Annotated in this window: 16 protein-coding genes and 2 pseudogenes; 2 read left to right on the forward strand and 16 right to left on the reverse strand. The window is 70.7% G+C overall.

Annotated features, from left to right (window positions below):
* From ACLEQD_RS15770 to ACLEQD_RS15835, 14 genes and pseudogenes are all read right to left on the reverse strand, one after another.
* Positions 1–307 (reverse strand): tetratricopeptide repeat protein (locus ACLEQD_RS15770; protein WP_410384915.1); only part of this gene is annotated, 307 nt, incomplete at its 3' end.
* Positions 308–420: 113 nt separating this feature from the next.
* A pseudogene (locus tag ACLEQD_RS15775) lies at positions 421–1,065 on the reverse strand (tetratricopeptide repeat protein); the annotation flags it as partial.
* Positions 1,066–1,324: 259 nt separating this feature from the next.
* Positions 1,325–1,969: a class II aldolase/adducin family protein gene (locus ACLEQD_RS15780; RefSeq protein WP_171412000.1), complete on the reverse strand. Its 645-nt coding sequence runs from the start codon at positions 1,967–1,969 to the stop codon at positions 1,325–1,327.
* Positions 1,966–3,081 carry an S-methyl-5-thioribose-1-phosphate isomerase gene (gene mtnA, locus ACLEQD_RS15785; protein WP_410384889.1) on the reverse strand — a complete coding sequence of 372 codons (1,116 nt, stop codon included), beginning with the start codon at positions 3,079–3,081 and terminating at the stop codon, positions 1,966–1,968. Before mtnA ends, ACLEQD_RS15780 begins: the two co-directional genes overlap by 4 nt.
* 25 nt (positions 3,082–3,106) lie before the next feature.
* Positions 3,107–3,991 (reverse strand): S-methyl-5'-thioadenosine phosphorylase, encoded by an 885-nt coding sequence (locus tag ACLEQD_RS15790; protein WP_410384891.1) that lies wholly within the window; start codon positions 3,989–3,991, stop codon positions 3,107–3,109.
* Between the two features lie 33 nt (positions 3,992–4,024).
* On the reverse strand, positions 4,025–4,726 hold the full coding sequence (gene mtnC / locus ACLEQD_RS15795; protein ID WP_410384893.1) for an acireductone synthase: 702 nt from the start codon (positions 4,724–4,726) through the stop codon (positions 4,025–4,027).
* Positions 4,723–5,268 carry a 1,2-dihydroxy-3-keto-5-methylthiopentene dioxygenase gene (locus ACLEQD_RS15800; protein ID WP_410384894.1) on the reverse strand — a complete coding sequence of 182 codons (546 nt, stop codon included), beginning with the start codon at positions 5,266–5,268 and terminating at the stop codon, positions 4,723–4,725. The genes mtnC and ACLEQD_RS15800 overlap by 4 nt, the downstream gene beginning before the upstream one ends.
* Positions 5,265–5,894 (reverse strand): methylthioribulose 1-phosphate dehydratase, encoded by a 630-nt coding sequence (locus tag ACLEQD_RS15805; protein ID WP_410384896.1) that lies wholly within the window; start codon positions 5,892–5,894, stop codon positions 5,265–5,267. The genes ACLEQD_RS15800 and ACLEQD_RS15805 overlap by 4 nt, the downstream gene beginning before the upstream one ends.
* 124 nt (positions 5,895–6,018) lie before the next feature.
* Entirely contained in the window at positions 6,019–6,606 is a 588-nt protein-coding gene (locus ACLEQD_RS15810; protein WP_410384898.1) for an alpha/beta hydrolase, read from the reverse strand.
* 277 nt (positions 6,607–6,883) lie between these two features.
* Positions 6,884–8,158: a serine/threonine-protein kinase gene (locus ACLEQD_RS15815; protein WP_410384899.1), complete on the reverse strand. Its 1,275-nt coding sequence runs from the start codon at positions 8,156–8,158 to the stop codon at positions 6,884–6,886.
* A gap of 58 nt (positions 8,159–8,216) precedes the next feature.
* Positions 8,217–8,891, reverse strand: coding sequence for a D-alanyl-D-alanine dipeptidase (gene ddpX / locus ACLEQD_RS15820; protein ID WP_410384901.1), 675 nt, complete (start codon positions 8,889–8,891; stop codon positions 8,217–8,219).
* Positions 8,891–9,586, reverse strand: a complete 696-nt coding sequence (gene queC, locus ACLEQD_RS15825) for a 7-cyano-7-deazaguanine synthase QueC (protein ID WP_410384903.1) — start codon at positions 9,584–9,586, stop codon at positions 8,891–8,893. The genes ddpX and queC overlap by 1 nt, the downstream gene beginning before the upstream one ends.
* Before the next feature lie 52 nt (positions 9,587–9,638).
* Positions 9,639–9,866: a hypothetical protein gene (locus tag ACLEQD_RS15830; RefSeq protein WP_410384905.1), complete on the reverse strand. Its 228-nt coding sequence runs from the start codon at positions 9,864–9,866 to the stop codon at positions 9,639–9,641.
* A gap of 202 nt (positions 9,867–10,068) precedes the next feature.
* Positions 10,069–10,926: pseudogene (locus tag ACLEQD_RS15835) on the reverse strand (GTPase); the annotation flags it as partial.
* Positions 10,927–11,172: 246 nt separating this feature from the next.
* On the opposite strand from ACLEQD_RS15835, the gene ACLEQD_RS15840 reads away from it, so the two are divergent.
* Positions 11,173–14,031, forward strand: a complete 2,859-nt coding sequence (locus ACLEQD_RS15840; RefSeq protein ID WP_410384907.1) for a hypothetical protein — start codon at positions 11,173–11,175, stop codon at positions 14,029–14,031.
* Between the two features lie 16 nt (positions 14,032–14,047).
* Here the strand turns inward: ACLEQD_RS15840 and ACLEQD_RS15845 are convergent, their stop codons facing one another.
* Both ACLEQD_RS15845 and ACLEQD_RS15850 read right to left on the reverse strand, forming a co-directional pair.
* Entirely contained in the window at positions 14,048–14,761 is a 714-nt protein-coding gene (locus tag ACLEQD_RS15845) for a hypothetical protein (protein WP_410384909.1), read from the reverse strand.
* 250 nt (positions 14,762–15,011) lie between these two features.
* Complete coding sequence (locus ACLEQD_RS15850) at positions 15,012–17,279, reverse strand: di-heme oxidoredictase family protein (protein WP_410384911.1); 2,268 nt, start codon at positions 17,277–17,279, stop codon at positions 15,012–15,014.
* A gap of 286 nt (positions 17,280–17,565) precedes the next feature.
* Here ACLEQD_RS15850 and ACLEQD_RS15855 point away from each other — a divergent pair, with 286 nt between their 5' ends.
* Positions 17,566–18,216, forward strand: a complete 651-nt coding sequence (locus tag ACLEQD_RS15855) for a 2OG-Fe(II) oxygenase (protein ID WP_410384913.1) — start codon at positions 17,566–17,568, stop codon at positions 18,214–18,216.
* Positions 18,217–18,311 lie beyond the last annotated feature (95 nt).

Raw genomic sequence — 18,311 nt, forward strand, 5'->3', positions numbered from 1 at the left:
TGAGCTTCCCCTGCTTGCGGTAGAGCGTGGCCAGGTTGTTGAGCGACGCGGCGACGTGCGGATGGTTCCTGCCGAGCGCCGCCTCCCAGAGGCCGAGCGCGCGCGCATAGAGCGGCTCGGCCCGGGCATACTTCCCCTGCGCTTGATAGAGCGTGGCCAGGTTGTTGAGCGCGGCGGCCAGGTCCGAAGCGCTGCCGTCGGAAGCCGCTTCGCGGATGGCGAGCGCGCGCGCGTAGAGCGGCTCCGCCCGGTCATATAGCCCCTGGTCCTGATAGAGATTGGCCAGGTTGTTGAGCGAGTCCGCCACCAGGGGATCCTGCTTTCCGAGCGCCGACTCCCGGATGGCGAGCGCGCGCAGGCCAGCGGCTCCGCGCGGCTGTAGAGGCCCTGGTCCTGGTAGAGCGTGGCCAGGGTGTCCAGCGAGTCCGCGACCAGGGGATGCTTCTTGCCCAGCGCCGACTCGCGCAGGGAGAGCGCCCGCACGTACAGCGGCTCCGCCCGGTTGTAGAGGCCCTGCTCCCGGTAGAGCAGCGCCAGGTTGTTGAGCGAGTCCGCGACGGTGAGGTGCTGCTTGCCGAGCACGTTCTCCCGCAAATCCAGCGCGCGCGAGTAGAGCGGCTCCGCCCGGCTGTAGAGCCCCTGCTGCTGGTAGAGGTTGGCCAGGTTGTTGAGGGACTCGGCGTAGGCGGACTGGTTCTCGTTGAGGGTCGCTTCCTGGCTGGCGAACGCGCCCATGCGGCGGCGCTTGTCCAGGCTGTACAAGTTGTTCGTCCGCCGGGCGAAGGCGTGCCCGTGGTCGTAGAAGCCCCCGGCCTGACGGTCCGTCTCCATCGCGGGGGAGGCGGCGAAGCTGAGCAGCGCGGCCGCGGTGACGGACCTCGCGGCGTCGTCGTTCACCACCGCTTCCCGGATGGCCAGCGCGCGCTCGTGGAGGACGCCCGCCCGGGCGAAGTCCCCCTGCAGCCGGTACAGCTCCCCCAGCAGGTTCAGGGCGTAGGCCACGTCCGGATGCGACTCCCCGAGCACGGTCTCCCGCAGCGCCAGGGCACGCGCGCCGGGTGCCATGGCCTCGGCGTAGTGGCCCTCCTCGTAGAGCGTCGCGGCCTGGTCATAGGCCTGGAGCGCGTCCGTCAGCCGCGCATCCAGGGCTCCCGCCCCCCCGGCATGATGGAGGCGCACCCCAGTGCCATCACCACCATGCACCCGAGAACCCACCGCATGCCGACTCCTCCTGGGACCGGGGATGACCCACCCGAGCCCTCCCCTCCCGACTTAGAGGCAGGGACCCGGAGAATCATGCAGGAACATGTGCGCGAGGCGCTTCCTACTGCCCATACCCCCGGAATTGCTGGAACACGCGCTCCATCTCGGCGTCGTCCAGCAGCACCGGTTCGCCAAGCTGGAGCGCGCGCCAGTACATGGCCGCCAGCGTCTCCACCTCCACCGCCAGCTTGAAGGCCGCGGGCAGGTCCGCGCCCACCGCCACCAGCCCGTGGTTGGCCAGCAGGCACGCCTTGCGGCCCTCCAGGGCCACCATCATGTTGCGCGCCAGCTCCGGGGTGCCGAAGGTGGCGTACTCCGCGCACCGCACGTCCGTGCCGCCCGCCGCGGACACCATGTAGTGGAACGCGGGGATGCCCCGGCGCAGGCACGCCAGCGTGGTGCTGAACATGCTGTGCGAGTGCAGCACCGCGCCCACCTCCGGCCGCGCCTGGAGGAGGTCCCGGTGCAGCTGCCACTCGGTGGACGGCTTGCGGTGGCCCTCGTGCGAGCCGTCGAAGCGCATGAGGACCAGGTCCTCCGGCGTCATCGTCTCGTAGTTCATCCCGGACGGCGTGAGGAGGAAGCCGCCCTCCACCCGCTGGCTCAGGTTGCCGGACGTGCCCTGGTTCAGCCCGGACGTGTTCATCCGCCGCGCGGTGGCCACCATCGCCTCGCGCAGCGCCAGGTGGCCCCCCACCCCGCTCACTTCGCCGCGCTCCGCTGCGCGCGCCGCTCCGGGAAGAGGGACAGCATCCCCTCCTCCGTGGCCGGGCACACGCCGCGCTCCGTGACGAGCGCCGTCACCAGCCGCGCGGGCGTCACGTCGAACGCGTAGTTCGCGGCGGGGCTGCCCGGAGGCGTGATCCGCACCGTGGCGATGTCCCCCGACGGCAGCCGGCCCGTCACGTCGCTGAGCTCCGCGCCGTCGCGCTGCTCGATGGGGATCTCCTTCACGCCGTCGTGGATGGTCCAGTCGATGGTGGGCGACGGCAGCGCCACGTAGAACGGCACGCCGTTGTCCTTCGCGGCCAGCGCCTTGAGGTACGTGCCGATCTTGTTCGCCACGTCGCCGCGCGCCGTCGTGCGGTCCGTGCCGACGATGCACAGGTCCACTTCCCCGTGCTGCATCAGGTGGCCGCCGACGTTGTCCGCGATGACCGTATGCGGGACGCCGTGCTGTCCCAGCTCCCACGCCGTCAGCACCGCGCCCTGGTTGCGCGGGCGCGTCTCGTCCACCCAGACGTGCAGGGGCAGGCCCGCGTCGTGCGCCAGGTACATGGGCGCCAGCGCCGTGCCCCAGTCCACCGTGGCCAGCCAGCCGGCGTTGCAGTGCGTGAGCACGTTGAGCCGGCCCTTGCGGCCCTTCTTGTCCCACGCCGCCTGGAACAGCTTGAGCGCGTGCTCGCCGATGGCGCGGTTGATGGCCACGTCCTCGTCGCACAGCGCCGCCGCCTGCCGGTACGCCGCCGCCACGCGCTCGGAGGGCTTCAGGGGCGTCAGCGCCGCGCGCATCCCGTCCAGCGCCCAGTGCAGGTTCACCGCCGTGGGCCGCGTGGCCCGCAGCATGGTCAGCGCCTGCTCCAGCGCGCCGTCGGACGCGTCCTGCCGCATGGCCAGACACACGCCATACGCGGCCGTGGCGCCGATGAGCGGCGCGCCCCGCACGAGCATGCTGCGGATGGCGTGGCCGGCTTCATCCGCCGTGGACAGCTTCACCTTCACGAACGCGTGCGGCAGGCGCGTCTGGTCGATGACGCCGACGCTCCAGCCGTCGGACTCGACCCAGATGGAGCGCATCGGAACGCCTTGGACTTTCATCGCCGTGTCTTTCTTGTTCCCGCGTTCAGCGCTTGAGGACGCGGCCCGCCACCGCGGAGAGCTTCTCCACCATGGCCGGGTCGCGCGCGTCCGGCGACGTCATGATGGCGTGCTCCAGCGCCGTCTGGCAGCCGGCGCGGCACAGGGCCGTGTGCTGGCTCACGAGCGGCGCGATGTTCTTCACCAGCCCGCGCGCCTTGCCCGCGTTGCCCAGCAGCACCGCGACCACCTGGTCCACCGTCACCGCGTCGTGGTCCGGATGCCAGCAGTCGTAATCCGTGACCATCGACACGCTCGCGTAGCAAAGCTCCGCTTCCCGGGCGAGCTTGGCCTCCGGCATGTTGGTCATGCCGATGACGTCGCAGCCCCACTGCCGGTAGAGCTTGCTCTCCGCCAGCGTGGAGAACTGCGGGCCCTCCATCACCAGGTACGTGCCGCCGCGGACGATCTTGATGTCCAGGCCCTCGCACGCGGCCATCACCGCGTCGCCCAGGCGCGAGCACACCGGCTTCGCCATGGACACGTGCGCCACCAGCCCCTGCGAGAAGAAGCTCTTCACGCGCGCGAAGGTGCGGTCCACGAACTGATCCACCACCACGAAGGTGCCGGGCGGCAGGTCCTCCCGCAGGCTGCCCACCGCGGAGACGGAGAGGATGTCCGTGACGCCGCTGCGCTTGAGCGCGTCGATGTTCGCGCGGAAGTTCAGCTCCGACGGGGGAAGCTTGTGCCCCCGCCCGTGGCGCGGCAGGAACACCACCGGCTGGTCGCCGATGCGGCCGAAGCAGAACTCGTCCGACGTCTCGCCAAAGGGCGACGACACCCGGCGCCACGAGACGTCCGTCAGGCCGTCAATCTGGTACAGGCCGCTGCCGCCGATGATGCCCAGCACGGGCTTGTTGGAACTCGACATGGGGGAGACTCCGCTCCGGGATGGAGAATCAATTCAAGACACGCGCGCGAACGGATCGAGCGACGTGAAGTCGTGGAACACCGGGTGCCCGTGGCCCGGCGGCAGGGCCACCTCGCCCCGGTCCAGGGCCGCGGTGCGCAGGCCCGCCTGCTTCGCCGCGTCCAGCTCCGCCACGTTGTCGGAGAGGAACAGGATGTCCCCGGGCGGCAGCTCCAGCGCCTGGGCAATCTTCGTGTACGACGCGGCCTCCACCTTGGGGCCGGTGGTGGTGTCGAAGTAGCCGGAGAACACCCGCGTCAAATCCCCCTCCACGCTGTAGCCGAAGATGAGCTTCTGCGCGGCGATGCTGCCGGAGGAATAGACATACAGGCGCAGGCCCCTGGCGTGCCACTCACGCAGGGCCCGGGCCGCGTCCGCGTGGACGTGGCCCTTGATTTCGCCCCGCGCGTAGCCTTGCTCCCAGATGAGCCCCTGGAGCGTCTTGAGCGGCGTGGCCTTGCGGTCCACGTTGAGCCAGCGCTGGAGCAGCGCCACGGTGCCTGTTTCGTCCAGCCCGGGCTCACCCGCGAGCGTGCGGGCGTCGGACAGGCACTGGCGCACGGTGGCCGACTGTCCGTGCGTGGCGACGTACTCCGCCAGGTGCTTCCGGGCGAAGGGGAAGAGGACGTCCTTCACGAAGGCGATGGAGCTGGTGGTGCCTTCGATGTCCGTGACGATGGCCTTGGGCGCGCTCACGGTGCGTACTTCGGGAAGCGCTCGGCGATGGTCTCGCCGGTGAAGTGGCCCACCCAGCCGTCCGGACGGATGAAGAAGCGGATGGCGGCGAAGCGGGGCGCGGCGCCCATGTCGAACCAGTGCTTCATGCCCTCCGGCACGCTGATGAGGTCGCCGCGCGTGCACTCCACCTGGAACACCTTGTCGCCCGCGTGCAGGTAGAAGCAGCCGCTGCCCTCCACCATGATGCGCGACTCGTCCTCCGTGTGGGCGTGCTCGGAGAGGAACTTCGCGCGGGCGGCCTCCACGTTGGGGGCATCCGGCTTGATGCGCGCCACGTCCACGGTGTTGTAGCCGTGGGCCTTCATCTCCGCGTCCACGATGTGCTTGTAGGCCGCGAGCACTTCCTCCTGGCCCGCGCCTTCCGGCAGGTCCACGGACGCGTTCACGCGCTCGAAGCGCACGCCCACGGGCCTCAGCTCGCGACGGATGTCCTCGGGCTCGGTGTAGACGCCCAGCGGCGCCTCCGGCTGGTGGTCCTGGTAGACAATCAGCTTGCTCATCGCCGCACCTTCATCTTCTCGAGTTCGTACGTCAGCAGGTGTTCCAGCGCCACCACGTGGCGGCGCGCCTCGGCCATGCTCCGGCCCCAGGTATAGAGCCCGTGGCCGGCAATGAGATACGCGACCAGGTCCGTGCGCTTCTGGAGCATCGCGGTCACCTTGTCCGCGAGCCGGGGGATGTCCTGGTCGTTGGGGAAGATGGGGATGGACACGGCCGCCTCGTGCGTGCGGGTGTCGCCCAGGGCCTTGAGCAGCTCGAAGTCCTGGAGCACCAGCTCGCCCTCCGGCAGCCGCAGGTTCGACAGCAGCGCGGCCACCACGGAGTGCGTGTGCAGCACGGCCTGCGCCTCCGGCCGGTCGCGGTAGAGCTGCAGGTGCAGGGGCGTCTCCGCGGACGAGCCCTTGGGCGGCGGCGCGTGGATGTCCGCCACCAGGATGTCCGCCTCCACCAGCTCGCCCTTGTCCACGCCGGAGCGCGTGACGGCGGCGGTGCGGGCATCCAGCCTGCGGGAGAAGTTGCCGCTGGTGGCGGGCACGAAGTTGCGCACGCTGAGGAAGCGGCCCACTTCGACGATTTCACGGGCCGCTTCGGACAGGGTCGCGGCGGGGGCCGGGTCGATGCGCATCCATCCCTCGGGGGAGCTTGAGGACGCGATGAAACATCGCGTTGAAGACACGAAGCATAGTCCGGGGGTCGCCGGTAGGCGCAAGGGAACGCGACGCAGGACGTCATGCGTCCGCCCGGCCCGCTCAGGTCCCGTCGAGCGCGAACGTGGCCAGCCGCGCGAACTCCTCCTGGCCGCCCCGCTCCAGCACGTCGTTGTGGCGGGCGCCCGGCACGGTCACCACCCGGGCCTGGGGGAAGCGCGGTCCCAGCGCGCGGCCCATGTCCACGGGGATCACCTCGTCCTCTTCGCCGTGGATGATGAGGACGGGGATGGGGATGTGGGGGGCCTTGTCGAACGACAGGTAGCGGTCGCGCATCAGCAGCGACGCGGGCAGGAAGGGCAGCGTGCGCTGGCCCATGGCGACCATGGACGTGTACGGGGACACCAGCACCATGCGTGCACCGTACCCGCGCCGCGCCATCTCCACCGCGACGCCGGTGCCCAGGCTGCGCCCGCTGAGCACGATGTCCTCCGGCTTGACGCCCTGCTCGCGCAGGAACTGGAGCGCGGCCTCCGCGGACGAATACAGGCCCGCCTCCGTCGGACTGCCCGGCGACGCGCCGTAGCCCGGGTACTCCACCGCGAGGAAGCCCAGCCCCGCGTCCCCGAGCGCCTGGCCGAAGCCCCGCTGATCCAGGAGTTGCTCGCCGTTGCCGTGGAAGTGCACCACCGTGGGGGCCCCGGCGGCGCGGGCAGGTAGAAGCGGTCCACGTCGAGGCCGCTGGCCAGCGGCACCACGCCGAAGCCGGGCTGGTCGCGCAGCATCGCGGGCTCCGCGTGGGGCGCGGGGTAGATGAGCGAGCGCTGCGCGGCGAAGGCGAGCGCGCACAGCGCGAGGTACAGCATGCCGGTGATGAGGACGAAGGCCATGAGGAGGCGGCGGAGACGTTGCACGCCGCCAGTCCATCACACCGCGCGCTCCCGGGGCGACAGCCGCGACGCGGGGCTCAGTGCAGCATCGCGCCGAAGAGCGACAGGCCCAGGTGCACCGCCGACGCGAGCACCAGGCCCGCGCCCACCACGCCCGCCGCCATGAGGGCCGTGGGGTTGCGGTCCGCGAGTCGCAGGCCCTTGTGCAGGGTCTTCTTCAGCATCGTGCGCTGGCAGTGCACGTGGATGCGGCCCTCCAGCGCGGCCTGGAGCTGCGCCACCATGTCGTCCACGGACTCGAAGCGCTCCTTGGGGTCCTTGCTCATCCCCTTCTTCACGAACCACATCAGCTCCGCGGGCACCGGGCCCTGCGCGCTGTTCAGGTGCATGGACCCCATGTCCAGCGTGCGCGTCTGCACCGCCGTCATGATGTCCGGCACCGACTGGAGGCCCTCCAGGTAGTGCGTCAGCGACAGCAGCTCGTGGAAGAGCACCGACAGGCTGTAGACGTCGCTGCGCGCGTCCATCGTGTCGTGCTCGCCGCGCGCCTGCTCCGGGGACATGTAGAGCGGCGTGCCCACCACGGAGCCCAGCTCCGTCTGGAGCGGCCGGGCCGAGTGCAGGTCCGTCGGCTCACCGGCCGCGATGGCCCGGGCGGCGGACGCGCCCACGCGGCGCGCGAGGCCCCAGTCCAGCACCGTCACCTCGCCGAAGGGGCCCACCATGATGTTCGCGGGCTTGAGGTCGCGGTGGATGAAGCCCTTGCCGTGCGCGTACGCCACCGCGTGCAGCACGCCCAGGAAGATCTGCACGCGCACCTGGAACGGGTAGCGCACCAGCGCGTCCAGCTCCGACTTGCGCAGCCGGGCGATGATGGACTCCAGCGTCTCGCCCTTCAGGTGCTTCATCAGGAAGTAGTACCGGCCCTGCTCATCCACGCCCACGTCGTGTACGGGCGCGATGTTCGGGTGGTCCAGCATGCCCACCGTGCGGATCTCCTCCACGAAGCGCAGCACGCGGTCCAGGTCCGCGCCCGGCGGCAGCCGCTTGAGCGCGACCTCCCGCTCGATGTCGTGGTCGCGGATCAGCACCACCTCGCCCATGCCGCCCTGCCCCAGCGCGCGCACCTCCTCGAAGCGCTCGCGCTGCAGCGGCACCACGCTGGGTTGCTGACCCTTCCACTCCACCCGCGGCAGCACCGTGTTGCGCCGCTGGGTCGTGGATGCCCCCGGGGTGAGCGTGGGCGCCAGCTGCGCCCCCGAGGACGGAGAGATGAGCGTGTTTTCCAGGCCGCCGCGAGCGTTTGACTCATACGCGGCCAGGAATAGCAGGCACTCCGTGCGCGCGCCCACTAACGCGCAGTCCCTGACGCAACCGCGCGAAACCACTGGGCTGGCGAGCAGCCAGGCGTCACCCCGCCGGGGTGAAGGGCACGTCCAGCACCGGCAATTTCGTAGCGCCGGGCAGGTCGTAATGCCACCACTCCATCTTGTTGCGCAGGAAGCCGGCGCCCTCCATGGCCTTGCGCAGCACCTCGCGGTGTTCGCGCGAGGCGGGGGTGCCTCCGGAGTAGCCGTGGTGCGCCGCGGGGGTGAAGTCGTCGAAGGGGGTGGGCATCTCCACCTCCGCCCCGTCCTTCGTCACCAGGGTCAGGTCCACCGCCCCGCCCCGGTTGTGGTTGGAGCCCTTGCGCGGGTTCGCCACGTAGCCGGGCTTCGGGAGGATCTTCCACATCTCGTACTGCACCGCGCGCGGCCGGTAGCAGTCGTACACCTTCAGCCGGTAGCCCTGGGGGCGCAGCGCGTCCGCGGCCCGCGCCAGGCGCTTCGCCGAGTCCGGCAACAACAGACACCGCGCGCCGTCCGGGTACACCTGCCGCTTGAGGAAGTTGTCCTTCGTCGCGTAGCGCAGGTCCAGCACCAGGTCCGGGATGACGGTGGTCGCGTCCACCAGCTCCGCCTTGGGCGCGGCGGCCTTCGGCTTCGCGGCCGGCTTCGTGGCCTTCGTGGCCTCCGGGGCCTGGGCGGGGGCCGGTGCGCTTCCGAGCAACGCCAGGGTCAGCGTGAGGCCTGTCGCCGCGCGCATCAGCGCACCCCGTCCGTGTACACCGTGGGGTCCGGCACGCCGGCCTCCTGGAAGCCCTTGGCGCGCAGCAGGCAGCTGTCGCAGCGGCCACACGCGCGGCCCTGGGCGTCCGGGTCGTAGCAGGAGTGCGTCATCCCGTAGTCCACGCCCAGCTTCACGCCGGCCTGGATGATCTGCGCCTTGGTGAGGCCGGACAGCGGCGCGTGCACCTTGAAGGTCGCGCCCTCCACGCCCGCCTTGGTGGCCAGTTGGGCCATGGCCTCGAAGGAGCGGATGAACTCCGGGCGGCAGTCCGGGTAGCCGCTGTAGTCCACCGCGTTGACGCCGATGTAGAGGTCCGTGGCGCCCACCACCTCCGCCAGCCCCAGCGCCAGCGAGAGGAACAGCGCGTTGCGCGCGGGCACGTAGGTGACGGGGACGTCGTGGGACATGTCGTCCTCCGAGCGGTCCTTGGGCACCGGGATGTCGTCCGTGAGGGCCGAGCCGCCCACCTGCCGCAGGTCCACCGTCACCACGCGCACGTCGCGCACGCCCATGGTGGAGGCGACCTTCTTCGCGCGCTCCAGCTCCACCGCGTGGCGCTGGCCGTAGGCGATGGACAGGCACACCGGCTCGAAGCCGTCCGCCTTCGCCATCGCCAGGCACGTCGTCGAGTCCAGGCCGCCGGACAGCAGCACCACCGCACGCTTCGCCATTCCATCCTCCACTTCGGGGCGGCGCACCTTACACGACGGCCGGCCGGGTGCTTCAGTCGATGCGGTCGCCGCTCACCGTGTACACGGTGGTGCAGGTGGACGGGTTGCATTTGCACGCCGTCCCCTTGCCCGGCAGGAAGACGTCCGTGAGCGTGCCGCACGCGAGCGACACGTCGTAGCCGTTCTCCGTGGGGGCCGGGATGTCGCCCTCGGGGACGCCGCCGTCCAGGCGCTTGCAGTCGCGCGCCACGTTGCGCGACTGGCTGTCGCTCAGGAGCATGACGTTCAGCGCTTCTTCAATCTCGGAGTCCTCGCAGCCGGTGCCGCACGAGTCGCGGCGCGCGGTGGCGCGGTGGGTGGAGGACACGCTCTGGCCCGTGTAGCCCGCGTCGCGTGAGAAGCCCTGCACGGTGAAGAAGCCCGTGCCCGCGTCGGTGTCGCGGGAGAAGGTGCCCTCGAAGGTGAAGGTGCCCGCGTCGTCCAGCTGCGCGAAGTCTCGCGAGCAGTGCGTCCGTGTCGTTGAGCGCCGTCTGCACGGTGGAGGCGAGCTCCTCCAGCGCGCCCAGGGCGTTGGTGTGGCGCACGCGCGCGGCGACGGCCTGGGTGGCCAGCCCGCGCAGGTGGAAGAGGAGCGGGCCGAACTCGCCGGACACGTCCTGGCCGTCCTTCGCGGCGCGCGCGCTGATGGCGAAGACGGGCACGTCCTCCGCGGCCAGGCCGTAGTGCTGCGTGGCGACGCGGCGGATCTGGGACTTCAGCGCGTCGCGCGAGTCGGCGGAGAGCTCGTCCGCGAAGTTGAGGATGAAGACGAGCGCGCGGCGGCGGGCGAACTCGGTGAGGAAGTCCACCTGGGTGGCCTCCGCGACGCTGCCCCGGTGCATGACGACGAGCGCCACGTCCGCCTTGTCCAGCGCGGCGCGCGCGACGTCGCGGTGCGCCGTGGCCACGCTGTTCAGGTCTGGCGTGTCGATGAAGACCTGGCCGCTCCACAGCCCCTGCGGGCCGGGTGTGTAGCGCACGACGCGCGCGCCGGTGCGGGCCAGCTCGTCCGTGGGCGTGCCCTCCGGCGCGAAGAGGGTGGAGACGGTGCTGGTGGGGCGGTCCACGCCCTCGCGGGAGAGGGCCTGGCCGGAGAGGGCGTTGAGCAGGGTGGACTTGCCCGCGCCGGTGGCGCCCACGAGCGCGACCACGAGGGGCGCGTCCTTCCGGGCCACGCCTCGGGCGTAGTCCTCCAGGAGCCGCTCCAGGCGCGGGCCATGGGGCTGGAGCGCGGGCAGCGACAGGGCGTCGGTGAGCAGCGGGCGGAGGGCTTCGGGGTCGGGAAGGCGGGTGTCGTCCACGGAAGTGCCAGCGTGGCGTGATGGACGCGCGCTGGCTACCGGGATGATCGGTGACGGTGCGCCAGCGTGCATTCCCCCGCGGCGCATGTTCACCGGCCCCTCCCTGGACGGCGGGGGATGACCTGCTGCTACGGTCCGGGGCGCATGCACTTCCGTGCCATTCGTGGGTGGTGTCTGTCTTTGCTGGCGGTGTCGCCGTTGCTGTTCGCGACCCGGGCCTTCGCCGCGGAACCGCCGTCGCCAGGCGTGGTCCTCGACGCTGAGCCGCGGGCCTTCGCGGAGGCGCAGGCGCTTCCCTCCACCCTCACCGGGTCCGCTGCCTGCGACCTGGGGCTGGGCAAGACCCCTGACATCACCGTCTCCCAGACCGTGGACGTGAGTCAGGCCGTCCCGGGTTGCAAGTCCGCGGAGGCGGTCATCACCCAGACGTTGACCCTGCCAGACGGCTCACACGTCGAGCGCCGGTTCAGCATCATGGATGACGCTCCTGGCACCCAGCTGCCACCGCCTCCCCCGCGCCCCCGCATCCGCGTCCGCTGTGAGGCGAAGCGGCTGGAGCTGTCCGTGGAAGGCGTGCCCGAGGCCCCCCTGCTGACGCTGGAGCCCATCGGTATCGGTGTCACCTCCGCCTCCGTGAAGTTTCGGGTGTCCCGGGACAGCGAAGCCCGCTTCCTGCCCCTGCTGGTCCGCGACGACGCCGGGGCCCGCCGGGCGCTGGAGGAGTTGGGCCTGCTGATCAAGGACGTTCCTGCCCGCCTGTACGGTCGTGACCTGGACCTGGAGGCGGACAGTGTCGCGGCGCTGTACGCCGCGCTCGAGCGCGCCCGGAAGCGTGTCGCCCTGGCCTCGGGCGATGAGCCGGAACACTTCCCCGCCCCTCCTCGCGATTTCCAGGCTCCGGACCTGGAGGGAGACCGGCCGCCGTTGGAGACAGGCGCTCCCGAGGAGCTCGGCGAGGTCCAGCCGTCCCAGGGGCGATTCAAGGCTGGCTCGCCAGTGGACTCGGACCTGTTCTGGCGCCAGGGGCGGTTGTGCGTGGCGCAGCAGGACACCGGCAAGCGGATGCGCTGCTACGACCCCGTGGCGCGGCGCTGGGGCAAGACCGTCCCCGTGGACCGGGGTGACCAGGCCGCCTGGACCTCATTCGAGGGGTGCTCCGGGAACATCCTCATGGGGACCCGGAGCATCCGGCGTCCCGGGGAGCCGGTCCTGCGCCTGTCTCCCCGGGCCGTCCTGTTCTGGCGCAGCCAGGAACATGAGGCCGTCGTCTTGGAGGTCCCTGAAGGGGACGGCCCACCGCGCCTTCGCGCGCCGGAAGCGGAGGAGGTGAAGAAGGCGATGCGCGCGTCCACCGGCTCCCGGCTCTTCGCCGAAGGCCGGTTCATCCTGGACGAGAACCACAAGCAGTTCTGCTCGACGCACAGGCCCCTGGGGTGCTGGTCCCTCCGCTGGGACGGTCCGCAGGGGGATGAGACCTTCCATGGACTGTCGGAGGCCCGCGTCTCCCCGGACGGCCGGTGGGTCGCCTACATGCGCCGTCCCGCTCAAGGTGATGTGGACTCGGACGACGAGGCCCGGACGCTGGTCGTGCGCTCCCTGGAGTTCGGTCCGTACGTCGCGCCCCGCGTGCTCGCTTCGACGGAGCCGCGCCTGGTGCGGACGGACGTCGTGATGCAGAAGCCGACCTGGGAAGGGCCCTCGCTGAAGTGGGGCGATACCGAACGCGACTTCCGTGCGCGGATCTCCTGCGACCTGGGCCAGGACCCGCGCATCCCCTTCGGACTGGAGACGGGGCGCTTTGTCAGGCCGTACGGCAACAACGCCTCTCTGCCTGGATGCAGCGGCGACCCGGCGCGCATCTATCAAAGTCTGGCCGCGCCGGGGGGCCTGGAGTTTAGCCGCAGCCCCTTCGTTGTCGCCGGGGACAGTCAGTCATCCGATGGCGACATGAAGATGCGCTGCGAGCCGGGACGTCTGTCGTTGTGGATGGAGGGCGTGCCCGGCTTCCCGGCGTTGACGCTGGCCGCGAACATGGGCGCGTTCGGAGCAGTGCGCTGGGACCTGGCGCCGGAGACCGAAGCCCGCCTCCAGGCACTGCTCGCCCGCGACGACGCCCCTGCCCGCGAGGCCCTGGCCGCCTTCGCGCGGCTGGTGAAGATGAATGACGACGCGCGCAACGGCTTGTTCTGGATGACCAAGGACGAGAGGCGCATCTCCCGCCTGGGCTGTCTCTCCACGGCGCTGGAGGCCATCTCCGCCCGGCGGGCGCTCGCGGAGGGGGTCCACCCGGAGCTGCATGGCTCGCTGAAGACCGAAGGCGCCTGCGCCAGACGCTACGGCATGCGCGCCCTCCAGCAGCGGCTCAAGGCCGCCACGCCTCCGCTTCCGCTGCGCGTCGGGGCGATGAAGGGCAAGGCGGAGGTCATCGGCCGGGTACCGTTCGTCCCCACCCTCCCCCCGTGGAGCACGCCCACGTTGTACTGGAGGGATGGCACCCTGTGCCTGGTCCAGCCGGATGGCGCCCAGGTGCGCTGCTACGACCCGGCGGCGCGCGAGTGGGGGCCCGTGGTCGCCAGGCAGGGCCGCCCGTTCCCGCGAGAGGACCTGCTCCTGAAGTCGCAGTACGCCTCCGGCATGTGCTACCCGGTGGGAAGCCGCGCCGTTCCCGGTTCGGAGCAGATGCCCAACGTCCTGCCGCTGTCGTCGCGGGCCTCGTTGTTCGCGGACCTCTCGCACGGCGAGCTGGCCCCGGAGTTCCAGGTCATCGAAGTCCCCGAGGACGCGGGCCCTGTGCGCACGCGTGCACCCACCGTGGAGGAGCTGGCGCTCGCGGCGCGAAATGGCGGAGGCTCCGCGTCCCTGGGGGAGGGCAGGTTCCTGTTGCTGTCCCCGAAGAACGAACGCTCGCCGTGGCTGTGCACGGCGGTGCGCCCGTGGCTGTGCTGGAAGCTGCCCGTGGAGTCCGAGGCCTACGGCGTGCGCGCCCCCCTGGTGTCGCCCGACGGCCGCTGGCTGTCCTACGTGCGGATCCCCTGGGGCAAACCCGATGACCCGGAGAAGTACCCCAAGGAGCTCGTCCTGCTGCCGCTGACGCCCATCCCTTGAGCACCTCCCACGGCCATCAGCTTGCGACGGCCTCCTCGGCCAGCGGGACCTGGCACGTGTCCCCCACGGTCTTCCAGAGCCAGGCGTTCACGTCGAAGCGCGGGTCGCCCAGCTGGCGTCCCAGGTCGATGCCGTCCCAGGCCAGGTGTTGATCCTCCGGGGGACCCATGTCGCTGAGCGTGCCCATCAGCTTGTTCAGCTGCTCTTCGGGGAAGCTGTCGTTGGAGGCGCCGAACATCGCGTAGAAGGCCAGGTGGTGGGTCTGGTCCTCCTCCGGCCCGCAGTCGCCATGAAGACGGCTTGAGCGAAACCCGGTGGGCGGGAGCGGGTGCGGGTGGTTGAGGTTCCAGCGCTCGTCCCGCTCCGACGCCAGGCCATCCAATCCGGAGTCCGTGCCCGCGAACAGCAGGCCCAGGTCGCGTCCGGCCTCCGCGCCATGGATGCGCGTGGTGGGGCCGTCCCCGGTGGTGAGCAGCCAGCGGACGCGCTGGGCCGCGCGGGAGAACAGCTCCAGGGCCAGCCGTCCCTCGCGGCGCTCCTCGTCGGCCCGCTCCCGGAGGAAGTCGCGCCGCAGGTGGGCGTGCTGCCGGAAGAACTCGCGCACCGCCGCGACCCGCCGCGCCGTGACGGCGGTCAGCCAGTGTCCCCGGGCATCCAGGAAGGCCACGGCCTCCGCCTGGATGGCATTGTCGGAAAGCGGCGGCGGCGGGGCGGCGGGGCGGTGCGCCATGGACGTTCTCCGGGCAGGGGTACGCCTGGAATGTCGGAACGCTTCAAAAGGCCGGGAGTGGGGACTCCCCCACGCATGTCTGCCATTGCGCATCGCGGATGCCGACCGTGCTCCCGTGCGCAGTTGCCTGGGACGCCCGGGGTGTCAGGAGGGCTCCTCCGATGTGGTCCCCTGAAACGGCACGACGCCGGACGCGAGGGGCACGGTGGCCCCTCCCGCCCGGCGTCCGTGCTTGAAGCGGGCTTGCGCCTTACAGCGAGTTGACGAACTTCAGCAGCGCGTTGCGGTCCGCGGCGCTGAGGTTCACGAAGGCCTGCTTGGCGGCCTCGCCCTCGCCGCCGTGCCAGAGGATGGCCTCGGTGACGCTGCGCGCGCGGCCGTCGTGCAGGTACGCCTCACCGCCGGACACGCCCGCCGTCAGGCCGATGCCCCAGAGCGGCGGCGTGCGCCACTCGGCGCCGGAGGCCTGGCCCTCCGGGAGGTTGTCCGCCAGGCCCGCGCCCATGTCGTGCAGCAGCAGGTCCGTGTACGGGTGGAGGGTCTGGCCGCGGAACTCGTTCATCGCGGCGTAGGGGCTGGTGGTCAGCGTGGGCGCGTGGCACTTCGCGCAGCCCGCGTTGGTGAACACCGTCTCGCCCTGCAGCGCCGTCGCGTCCGAGTGGTCGCGGCGCGCGGGCACGCCCAGCAGGCTGATGTAGCGGGTGAGCTTGTCCAGGTCGTTGTCGCCCAGCTCCACGCTCGTGCCCGCGCAGCCCTGCTGCGACGTGCCGCAGTCCTGCGTCTTGAACACGTTGGACGTCACGCCCATGTCGCTGTTGAGCGCCTCGGCCACCTGGTGCTTCACGCGCGCCGCGGCCGCCTTCCAGCCGAAGCGGCCCATGCGGGTGACGCCCGTCTCCGGGTCCTTCACCGTCTGCATGCGGCCGGAGATGCCGTCGCCGTTCGCGTCATTCGGATCCGCCAGGCCCGCGACCTGCGACTCGGGCACCGCCTCCAAGAGGCCCATGCCAATCAGCTGCGGCGTGATGCGCGCGGAGAAGTTCGTCGGCGTCACGTTGAGGAAGCTGTAGTTGGGCTTGCGCAGGCTGTACGCCGTCCCGCCGTTCAGCGTGCCGCTCGCCGTCGTCGTCCAGCTGGCGATGCGCACGTCCGCCTCCGGCGTGCCGGTGACGGCGCGCGGCTGCAGGCGGAAGCCCAGCGCCGGGTCCACGGACACCACCCCGTTGTTCACCTTGCCCACCTTCACCACGTAGTTGTTCAGCGTGGTGTTCGTGGTGGAGGGCGGCAGGCCACGGCCGTTCTGCTTGTGGCAGGAGACGCAGGACACGTTGACGTAGTTGTTGCCCAGCTTGTTCGCCTGCGCCGTGAAGAGGGGGTTGTCCGGCTCGGAGTGGCTGCCGTCGCGGAAGTTCGTGTGGTGCAGGCGGCGGCCCTCGACGAAGGGCTGCGCGTTCACCGGCGCCAGGTTCGTGGCCATCTGGAGGAAGCGGTTGTCCGGCTCGTTGGAGAACGGCGTGTGCAGCGTGCCGCGGCCGCCCGCCCAGGCCTTCTCCGGCAGGGGGAAGGAGTCGCGGATGGCGCCCTGGCCCTCGAAGGGGACGATGCCGCCCTGGCCCACGATGTAGAGCATGCCCGTGGAGTAGTAGTTGAAGCGGCCCTCCACCGGCGCCTGGAGGAACACGCCAATCTCCAGCTCCATCCGGTCACCCACGCGGATGGCGCGGCCTTCCTTGGCGTTGAAGTTCACCGACGACGTGTACTTGTAGTCGTTCACCTTCACGAAGTCCGCGTTGTGGAAGTACTCCGCCACCGTGTTGAGGCCGCGGAAGAACGCGCGGAAGTCCGGCGAGTCGTACGGATAGATGGTGTAGAGGTTCACCGTGATGGTGCTGCCGCCCTTGGCGACCTCGTCCACGATTTCAATCCAGTGGGTGCGCTTCTCGAAGTACAGCTTCAGGTAGTGGTCGTACGCCTGGTACATGTCCTCGCGCATGTGGCGGTCGCGGACGCGGTCGCCCACGCGGGTGATGATGGCCGTGGAGGTGTTCTCCACCGTGGCCGGCTCCAGTGAGGTGGCGCTGGTGAACAGCGGCACCACGGGGCCCGCGTCGCCGCTGGGCGGAGGGCCCGCGTCGACGCCCGTGCCCGCGTCCGGAGTGCCGGTGCCCGCGTCCGTGCCGGTGCCCGTGCCGCTGTGCGTGTAGCGCGCCCAGACCGTGTCGCGCGCACAGGCGCAGGACACGTCCCAGTACGTAAAGCTGTAGTCGATGTAGTTGCCGGCGGAGAGGCCGGTGACCGTGTACTGGTTGCGGCCGCCCGTCACCGTCATGCGGATGTTGAGCTGCCCGCCGTCGTTGAGCTTGTAGTGGATGTCCGCCCAGTCCGTCGTGTCGACGTAGAAGATGGCGGAGGAGCCAGACGGCGTGACGCCATACGTGGCGGCTTCTGCGGAGGGAACCGCCAGACAACTGACGGCCAGGAATGCGAGCGCGATTCCCGTGAGTCTGCTTCGGCTCATGGTTGCGAACTCCAGTGGGGTGGATGGAGCGTGGGACGGCGAGCGCTGCGAAGGGGACTTCGTAGCTTGTCCGAAGAAAGTCGGGAACGGCCGGCGCGCGCAAGGTGGGAGGCCCGAGAATTCGGCTTAGGCGTGATAACTGATAAATAAGCGAAATTGATGTCATCCCTGACGCGCTGTGTTGTCATGAGTTGACGCGTCGTGTTGCGGAGGGGCCCGGGCGGGCGGTGTCCCCAGCGGCGGCGGGGGATGGGGCGGCGCGGCGTGGGTGGGTAGACTCGGGGCCATGCGCTTCCAGCCACCGTGGGGTGGGGCCTTCCGGCTCGACACCTTCTTCCACCGCACCCCGGACGCCCTCCCCGAGGAGACGACGGCCTCCATCCGCTCGGCCATCCTGGGCTCGTCGCTGCTGGGCGAGTCGAACCTGTCCGGGCAGTTCTCCGGCACGTACGGCTTCTCGCTGACGTTCCGCCGGGAGGCGCTGCCGGACGTCACCCGGCGCTTTCCGGCCTTCGCGCCGTACCTGGCGAAGACGCTGCTGCCGGAGTGCAACGCCTTCCTGCTCAACCCGCTGCTGGTGGGGCAGGGCCGGAGCGTCGCGGCGCACATCGACCGGAGTCTTGAATTCTACGGCCCGAGCATCGGCTGTCCGGTGGCGGTGAGCGTGCTGTATGTCCAGGTTCCGAAGGAACTCCAGGGCGGGGCGCTGCGGCTGTACCACCGGGGCGGTCCGGTGGCGGAGCTCAAGCCCCAGCAGAACGCGCTGGTGATGTTCCGGGGCGACCTGCTGCACGAGGTGGAGGCCATCACCTCCGGCGGGCAGGCCCTGGAGGACTCGCGGATCAGCCTGGTGGTGGAGCAGTACCGCGCGCCGGAGGAGCTGCTGGCGAACGTGCCCCGCTTCGAGCTGCGCACGCGCTCGGGGGCCCGGGCGTGAGCGCGCTCACTCTGGAGTGGAAGCTGCCCGCGCCGCCGGACGCGGTGTTCCCCGCCTTCGCGCCAGCCCGCGCTCATCCGCCGCTGGTTCGCGCG

The organism is Corallococcus sp. 4LFB, assembly GCF_046520365.1.
Taxonomy (GTDB): Bacteria; Myxococcota; Myxococcia; order Myxococcales; family Myxococcaceae; genus Corallococcus; species Corallococcus caeni.

Bases quoted from the DNA above. Each gene is read 5' to 3' on its own strand.
- mtnA (WP_410384889.1), bottom strand. From the start codon at position 3,081: ATGAAAGTCCAAGGCGTTCCGATGCGCTCCATCTGGGTCGAGTCCGAC.
- ACLEQD_RS15790 (WP_410384891.1), bottom strand. From the start codon at position 3,991: ATGTCGAGTTCCAACAAGCCCGTGCTGGGCATCATCGGCGGCAGCGGC.
- ACLEQD_RS15800 (WP_410384894.1), bottom strand. From the start codon at position 5,268: ATGAGCAAGCTGATTGTCTACCAGGACCACCAGCCGGAGGCGCCGCTG.
- ACLEQD_RS15805 (WP_410384896.1), bottom strand. From the start codon at position 5,894: ATGCGCATCGACCCGGCCCCCGCCGCGACCCTGTCCGAAGCGGCCCGT.
- ddpX (WP_410384901.1), bottom strand. From the start codon at position 8,891: ATGCGCGCGGCGACAGGCCTCACGCTGACCCTGGCGTTGCTCGGAAGC.
- queC (WP_410384903.1), bottom strand. From the start codon at position 9,586: ATGGCGAAGCGTGCGGTGGTGCTGCTGTCCGGCGGCCTGGACTCGACG.
- ACLEQD_RS15830 (WP_410384905.1), bottom strand. From the start codon at position 9,866: ATGCTCCTGAGCGACAGCCAGTCGCGCAACGTGGCGCGCGACTGCAAG.
- ACLEQD_RS15845 (WP_410384909.1), bottom strand. From the start codon at position 14,761: ATGGCGCACCGCCCCGCCGCCCCGCCGCCGCCGCTTTCCGACAATGCC.
- ACLEQD_RS15850 (WP_410384911.1), bottom strand. From the start codon at position 17,279: ATGAGCCGAAGCAGACTCACGGGAATCGCGCTCGCATTCCTGGCCGTC.
- ACLEQD_RS15855 (WP_410384913.1), top strand. From the start codon at position 17,566: ATGCGCTTCCAGCCACCGTGGGGTGGGGCCTTCCGGCTCGACACCTTC.